The sequence below is a fragment of the Streptomyces sp. NPDC002790 genome, from assembly GCF_040295505.1.
In the GTDB taxonomy this organism is placed as follows: domain Bacteria; phylum Actinomycetota; class Actinomycetes; order Streptomycetales; family Streptomycetaceae; genus Streptomyces.
This window is the reverse complement of the sequence record NZ_JBEOVM010000085.1, coordinates 20,833-28,104: the sequence shown is the minus strand read 5'-3', so window position 1 is coordinate 28,104 and position 7,272 is coordinate 20,833. Positions and strand designations below refer to the sequence as shown.

Below are 7,272 nucleotides of genomic sequence, written 5' to 3'. Positions count from 1 at the left end.
GGGGGGGGGGGGGGGGGGGGGGGGGGGTTTTTCGTGGCGTGCCCGCCTTCGTGCCCCCCCGGGGGCCCGCCCGGCCCCCCCCGCCCCCCCCCCACCCTTCTGGACAGGCACCCTGCGCAAATCATAGGGTCGGCATGCCGAACGACGGGCGGCTCCCGCCCACCCCCCTCGGACCCGGCTTCAGGAGAACGACATGGTCACCCTCGCAGAGGTCGCCAGGCATGCCGGAGTCTCGGCGAGCACCGTGAGCTACGTCCTCAGCGGCAAGCGGTCCATCTCGGCGGCCACCCGCGAGCGCGTCGAGACGAGCGTGCGCAAGCTCGGCTACCACCCCAACGCGGGGGCCCGCGCCCTCGCCAGCAGCAAGTCCAACATCATCGCGCTGATGGTGCCGCTGCGCACCGACATGTACGTACCCGTGATCATGGAGATCGCGACGGCGGTCGCCACCGCCGCCCGCACCCACGGCTTCGACATCCTGCTGCTCACCGGCGAGGAGGGCGCCCAGGCCGTGCGCCGCATCGAGGGCAGCGCGCTGGCGGACGCCGTGATCGTCATGGACATCGAGCTGGACGACGAGCGGCTGCCGCTCCTGCGCACCGCGAGCCGTCCCGCCGTCCTCATCGGCCTGCCCGCCGACACCACAGGACTCAACTGCGTGGACCTGGACTTCGCCGCCGCGGGCGCGGTGTGCGCCGAACACCTGGCGGGCCTCGGGCACCGCGAGATCGCTGTCATCGGCGAGGCCGCCGCCGTCTACGAGCGCCGCACCGGCTTCGCCGAGCGCACCCTGACGGGCCTGCGCGGGCGCAGCGCCGAACTCGGCCTGCGGCTCCTGCACCGCCCCTGCGAGGGCAGTTACGCCTCGGTGTCGGCAACGTTGTCGCGGATCTTCGACGAGCGCCCCGGCACCAGCGCGTTCGTCGTCCAGAACGAGGCCGCCACCGACCCGCTGCTCGCCCTGCTGCGGCAGTCCGGGCGCGCGGTCCCCGAGGACGTGTCGGTCGTCGCCGTCTGCCCCGAGCAGGTCGCGCGGCATGCGTCGGTGCCGCTCACCTCGGTCGCCGTGCCCGCGCAGGAGATGGGGCGGCGCGCGGTGGAGCAGGTCGTCGCGCAGATCGAGGGCCGCGGCTCGGCGGAGGAAGTCGTGCTGCTGGCGCCCGAGTTGACGGTCAGGGAAAGCGCGGCACAGGCGCCGCCCGCCGGTTAGGATCGGCACATCCGGTCCTGAAGCGTCAGGAAAGCCTCAGAAAGTGAGCGTGCCTGTGCAGCCGACGTACGTCCTCGTCCATGGAGCATTCGCCAACTCCTTCTCCTTCGCGCCGCTCCAGGCGGAACTCGGCCTGCTCGGACACCGCTCGGTCGCCGTCGACCTGCCGGGACACGGCTTCGCCGCGACCTACCCGGCCGCGTACCAGTCCCCGCAGGACCCGGCGGGTCTCGCGTCAATTCCCGGTTCCATCAAGGGAGTCACCCTCGCCGACAACGCCGAGCACGTGATCCGCGTCCTGGAACGGGCCAAGGAGAACGGCCCGGTCATCCTCGTCTCGCACAGCCGCGGCGGCGTCACCGCCACGGCCGCCGCCAACCGGCGCCCCGACCTCATCGATCACATCGTCTACGTCGCCTCCTGGTGCCCGGTCGACCTCAGCGTGGGCGACTACCACGCCGAACCGGAGATGGCCTCGGTCGACGTCGCCGCGCTCGGCCTCGCCATGGCGGGCGACCCGGCCGAACTCGGCCTGCTGCGCGTCAACTTCCGCACCGCCGACGAGAAGGCGCTCGACGCATTCAGGTCGGCCTTCTTCGCCGACGGAACCGACGACGAGTTCCGTACGTTCCTCAACACCTTCCAGCCCGACGAGAACCTCGACGTCGGCACCGGAGACGACCGCGCGCAGGCCGAGACGTGGGGCCGCATCCCGAAGACGTACGTCCGTCTCTCGCGTGACACCAGCCTGCCGCCCGCCCTCCAGGACCGGCTGATCCGCGAGGGCGACGCACTGACCCCGGACAACCCCTTCCGCGTCCGCACCATCGACAGCAGCCACCTGAAGTGGCTGGTCGACCCGGCGCCGGCGGCGCGGGTGCTGGGCGAGCTCGCCGCGCTGCTGTAACTACCGCGTGGGCAGGCTGAGTTCGCGCTCCACACCCGCGTCCAGACGGATCCGCCCCGCGTCGCCCGCAGGGGTCTTGAGCTCCACGTCCGCGTCCCGGTGCGGCCGGACGAGGGCCGTGCAGGTGCCGCTGCCCCACCGCAGATCCACCCGCGCGCCGAACCGCGTGCGCAGGCCCCGTAGTGCTCCCCGCCGCCAGTCGGCGGGGAGTGCGGGCAGCAGCACCAGGCGCTCGGGCGTGGACTGGAGGAGGGCCTCCGTGATCAGCGCGGGCAGGGTGTGCGCGGCGTCCGCGTTGTAGACGTCGCGGCGCGGGTAGTGCGCACTCATCAGTGATGTGTGGAAATAGTCGCTGGTCAGGACGCGCCGCAGGCAGTCGGTGACGCGGGGCGCGTCGCGCAGCCGGGCCGCGATCAGGGCGTGGTGCAGATGCCCGTGCGCGGAGTCGTTCTCGGCGCCGCGCAGTTCGAGCGCCCGGCGCGCCGCCTTCGCCAAGTCCGGGGTGTCGTACGGGTTGATGTCGTGGTGCGGCCACACCGGGTACAGGTGGCTGAGGTGCCGGTGGTCGTAAGCGTCGTCGAGGCCCGGCCACGCCCACTCGGCCAGCGCCCCGTCCTCGTTGACCCGGTAGTCGGGGAGCCGGTCGGCGAGTGCGGCCCAGCGGTCGCCGTCCGGGCCCGGGTGCCAGGCGGCGGCGGTGCGCAGCGCGTGCCGGGCCGCCGCGATGTCCATGGTGGCGTTGACGGTGCCCCAGCTCGCGTTCGCGGGCCGGTTCTCCGGTGAGTAGGAGGGCACGATCGCGATCCGCCCGTCGGGGCCAGTCCGCGTGAGGAAGTCCTCGTAGAACACGGCGAGTTCGGTGACGGCGGCCGCGAGCCATGTGAGTCGCTCGCCGGTGGCCTCGGCCTGTTCGATGAGCGGTTCGAGCAGCCAGTCGGCGCCCGCCGTCCACAGGTGCATCGGGTACGCGTGCTGGTAGTGGTACGCGTGTCCCGACTCGCCGTCGCTGTGCGCGGGCGCGACGATGCCGCGGGCGCCGAAGATCAGCCGCGCGTTGTCCCGCCAGTGCGCCAACTGGCCCTGGATGAAAGCCCCTTGGGATTCGACCGTCTCTGGCAGGTCGCAGGCGACCGCCGACGCCGTCTGGAGGTTCAGGTTCGCGTCCGTGGTGAACGCGCCCGACCACGCCGTGTCCCACTCGCCGGTCCACAGCCCGGTCAGCCGGGGCGGCAGGGCGCCCGAGGAGCTGAGCAGGTGGTAACGGCCCGCCGCGAACAGCCGCTCAAGGAGGGCCGGGCTCGACGCGCGGGCCAGTAACTCGCTTCCGGGCAGGCCACGTTGGTGGCGCGGGGCGTCGAGGTCGAACGTGACGCGTTCGTAGGCGGGCCGGTGCAGGGCCTCGTGGCGGGCGAGGAGAGCGTCGTACGTCGCGTCGGGGGAGCCGCTCGCGTCGATCAGGTCCGCGAGCGCGCTCGCCTCGCCCGCCGTGTCCAGCTCCCCGGCGTGTCTGCGGACCCGGGTCAGGAGAAGCAGCTCACCCGCGCCCTCGACGCGCAGCCCCGTGCCGCCCACCGAGGCGCGCCCGTCCCGCACCACCGCAAGGGTCACGCCGGTGAAGCCGAGGTCGCTGTCCGGGTAGCGGCAGCGCAGCGTGAGCCGGGCGCCGTACGGGGTGAGCACCGCGCCACGGCCGATACCGAGCCCGCCGGGGACACCGCTGAGGTGCGGGTCGAGCGCCAGGTCCCCGTCGAGGCCGGGCCCGCTCACGTGCTGCACGACCACGTCGTCCGCCCGCGGCACGAACACCCGCGAACGCCAGCCGCCGCACCGCGCCTCGACCACCCCCGTCGCGAAGTCGACCGCGCGCCGGTAGCCGCGCGCCGCCCCGTCCTCGTCCCGCACGAAGCGGACCTGGAACGCCGGATGGAACGCGCGCACCCACCGCAGCGGCCGCCCGTCCGTGAACCGCTCGGCCGCGGTGGCGTCACCGGCGAGCAACTGGTCCTGGAGCTGCGGCAGTTCATGCGCGAGCGCGGGCGGCCCCGGCTGCGGGCCACCGTCCGGCCGGACCAGACGGTGATGCGTGACGACGACCCGGTCGTCGCGCGGATCACCGAAGACCAGGACGCCGTGGCGCCCGTTCCCACCGAGGTAGGCGTCCTCCCAACGGTCGGCGGGCGCGGTCTCCCAGGTGCCGTGGGGGTGCTCGGGGATCACCGGGCCCCCGCAGCCGGCGCCACCGGCTCCAGTACGGCGACGCCGAACCGGCCGAGCGTCACCGTCCCCTCGACCCGTGCCCCCGTCAACAGGTCCCGCCCGCCCTCCGCGAGCGCGACCGTCACCTCGTCCCGCCCGTGGTTCAGCAGGAACAGCAGTTCCCCGCGACGTACGGCCTCCACCCCTGCGGGGAGGCCGGCCAGTGGAGGCCGTACGCCCGCTTCGAGGGCCGCGTCCGCGAGCAGCGCCCGTAGGGCCCCGGGTCGCGGGAGCGTGGACAGGTAGCGGGCGCGGCCGCGGCGCAGGGCGGCCGGCAGGCCGTCGAGCTCGCCGCCGCGGTACGCCGCCGTGACCTCGGCGTCGGCCGCCGCCGTCAGCTCCTCCGACCACAGCGTGCCGGTGAATTCGCCGCAGTCAACGGTTTCCGCTGGCTCCAGTGGCCACCACTCGTGCAGAGTGCGGATACCGAGCAACTCGCGCAGCCGCGCGTCCATGCCGCCGGGCCGCACCCGGTCGTCCACGTCGGCGACCCCCGTGAAGAACCCGCACACCAGCGCCCCGCCCCCGCGCACGTACGCCACCAGGTTGTCGATCGCCGCGTCCGTCAGGAGGTACAGCTGCGGAACGACCACCAACTGGTAGGCGGACAGCTCGTGTTCGGGGTGTGCGAAGTCGACCGTGAGGTGCGCCTCCCACAGTGCTCGGTGCCAGGCCCGCACCACCTCCTCGTATGCGACGTGCGCCGACGGCCTGCCGTCCTGGCCGCCGGCCCACCACGAGTGCCAGTCGTGCAGCACGGCGATGTCGGCGGTGAGGCGCGTCCCGGCGACCGCCGACCCCAACCGTGCGAGATCCACCCCGATCCGCTTGACCTCCGCGAACGACCGACCCGCCGCGCCCGCGTGCCCGAGCATCGCCGAGTGGAACTTCTCCGCGCCCTGCCGGGACTGGCGCCACTGGAAGTAGCAGACGGCGTCGGCGCCGCGCGCCACGGACTGGAGGGAGAGGAGGCGGTTCAGGCCGCGCGGCTTGGGCGAGTTGACCGGGCGGAAGTTCACCGCACCCGCCGCCTGCTCCATCAACATCCACGGCCCGCCAGCGGACTGACTGCGCGTCATGTCGGCGAGCATCGCGTTGTACTGACCGGCCCCCGGGTCGCGCGGATCCGGGTACACGTCGACGGACACGACGTCCTCGTGCCGCACCCACTCCCACGCGTCCTGCCCGGTCCACAGCGGCATGAAGTTGGTCGTCACCGGGATGTGGTCGGGCGTGTGGCGGCGTACGAGATCGCGTTCGGCGACGTAGCACGCGAGGAGGGCGTCGGAGGTGAAGCGGCGGAAGTCGAGGAGCTGCGTCGGGCCGCGCAGGTACTGGGCGCGGCGCGGCGGGATCACATCCGCCCACGTCTCGATGTGCTGGCCCCAAGAGGGCGTGCCCCAGGCCGTGTTGAGCGCGTCGAGGGTCTCGTACCGCGCGCGCAGCCAGTCGCGGAAGGCGCGCGCGGACTCGTCGCCGTAGTCGAACGTGCAGTACTCGTTGTTGATGTGCCACATGCGCAGCGCCGGATGGTGGCCGTAGCGCCGGGCGAGGTCCTCGGTGACCGCGCCGGCATGCCGGCGGTACGCGGCGGAGGAGTGGGAGAAGTGCTGGCGCGAGCCCCACCACACGGTGTGCCCGTGCTCGTCGCGCGGCAGCGTCCCCGGGTACAGGCGCCCCAGCCACGGCGGCGGGGACGCGGTCGGGGTGGCGAGGACGACGCCGATGCCGTGCGCGTGCAGCAGATCCAGTAGGCGGTCGAGCCAGCCGAACTCCCTGGCTCCCGGCCGGGGTTCGAGCCGCGCCCACGCGAACACGCCCACGGTGACCGAGTTGACCCCGGCCTCCTTCATCAGCCGGACATCCTCGGCCCACACCTCCTCGGGCCACTGCTCGGGGTTGTAGTCACCGCCGAACAACAGGCGCCCGCCCTCGGCGATCTCCCGCACGGCGCTCACCCCTTCACCGCCCCGATGAGCATCCCCTTCTTGAAGTGCCGCTGGACGAACGGGGAGGCGACCGCGACCGGCGCGAGAGCCAGCACCATCATCGCCATCTGGAGCCCCAGCGCGGAGAGTTCACCCGCGTTGACCGCCTGGCTCAGGCCCGTCGGCAGCGCCGAGTTCTTCTGCACGAGCTGCATCAGCACGTTCTGGAGCGGCAGTTTCGTCGGGTCGTCGATGTAGATCATCGCGTTGAACCAGGCGCTCCAGTACGCCACCGCGTAGAACAGCGAGATGACGGCGACCACCGCGCGGGACAGCGGCAGCACGATCGTCCACAGGATCCTGAGGTCGCCGGCCCCGTCGATGCGGGCACTGTCCGTCAGCTCCTGCGAGATGTTCATGAAGAACCCGCGCAGGACCAGGATGTTGAACACGCTCACCGCGCTCGGCAGGATCAGCGCCAGATAGCTGTCGGTCAGGCCGAGCGTCTGGACAAGAAGGTACGTCGGGATGAGCCCGGCGCTGAAGAACATCGTCGTCAGCAGCGCCATCAGAAGCGCCCGGTGCGCGAACGAGCCCGGCCGCGAGAGCCCGTACGCGGCGAGGACCGACACCCCCATCGAGAACACCGTGCCGACACCGGTCACCCCGATGGAGACCAGCATGGCCCGGCTGACCTGGCCGCCGCCGAGCAGCTCCTGGTAGTTGACGAAGGTGATGGCCTCGGGCCACAGCACCAGGCCGCCCGCCGAGTCGATGACGTGCCGCGGCGAGAGGCTCGTGACGACCACCACCCACAGCGGTCCGAGCACGGCGATGCAGCACACCGCGAGGATCAGACCCTTGGCGCCGAGGCCCGCCCGGGTCGGCGGCTCCTCCCACACCGGGCGCTCGGGCGCCTGCCACTGCCCGCGTGGGCGGGGGCGTTCGACGGTGACGCTCATTTCTTGTCC

At 72.7% G+C, this 7,272-nt stretch carries 5 protein-coding genes; 2 read left to right on the top strand and 3 right to left on the bottom strand.

Features of this window, described 5'->3' with window-relative positions; all coding sequences use genetic code 11:
• Positions 1 to 193: 193 nt before the first annotated feature.
• Both ABT004_RS27650 and ABT004_RS27645 read left to right on the top strand, forming a co-directional pair.
• Positions 194 to 1,210, top strand: coding sequence for a LacI family DNA-binding transcriptional regulator (locus ABT004_RS27650; RefSeq protein WP_351342084.1), 1,017 nt, complete (start codon positions 194 to 196; stop codon positions 1,208 to 1,210).
• Between the two features lie 43 nt (positions 1,211 to 1,253).
• Positions 1,254 to 2,117 carry an alpha/beta hydrolase gene (locus ABT004_RS27645; RefSeq protein ID WP_351342082.1) on the top strand — a complete coding sequence of 288 codons (864 nt, stop codon included), beginning with the start codon at positions 1,254 to 1,256 and terminating at the stop codon, positions 2,115 to 2,117.
• Here ABT004_RS27645 and ABT004_RS27640 read toward each other — a convergent pair whose 3' ends face one another.
• The 3 genes from ABT004_RS27640 to ABT004_RS27630 are packed head-to-tail and all read right to left on the bottom strand — an operon-like array spanning position 2,118 to position 7,263.
• Positions 2,118 to 4,331: a glycosyl hydrolase family 95 catalytic domain-containing protein gene (locus tag ABT004_RS27640; protein ID WP_351342086.1), complete on the bottom strand. Its 2,214-nt coding sequence runs from the start codon at positions 4,329 to 4,331 to the stop codon at positions 2,118 to 2,120.
• Positions 4,331 to 6,331, bottom strand: coding sequence for a beta-galactosidase (locus tag ABT004_RS27635; RefSeq protein ID WP_451190302.1), 2,001 nt, complete (start codon positions 6,329 to 6,331; stop codon positions 4,331 to 4,333). Before ABT004_RS27635 ends, ABT004_RS27640 begins: the two co-directional genes overlap by 1 nt.
• Positions 6,328 to 7,263 (bottom strand): carbohydrate ABC transporter permease, encoded by a 936-nt coding sequence (locus tag ABT004_RS27630; protein ID WP_351342081.1) that lies wholly within the window; start codon positions 7,261 to 7,263, stop codon positions 6,328 to 6,330. The genes ABT004_RS27635 and ABT004_RS27630 overlap by 4 nt, the downstream gene beginning before the upstream one ends.
• Between the last annotated feature and the right edge of the window lie 9 nt (positions 7,264 to 7,272).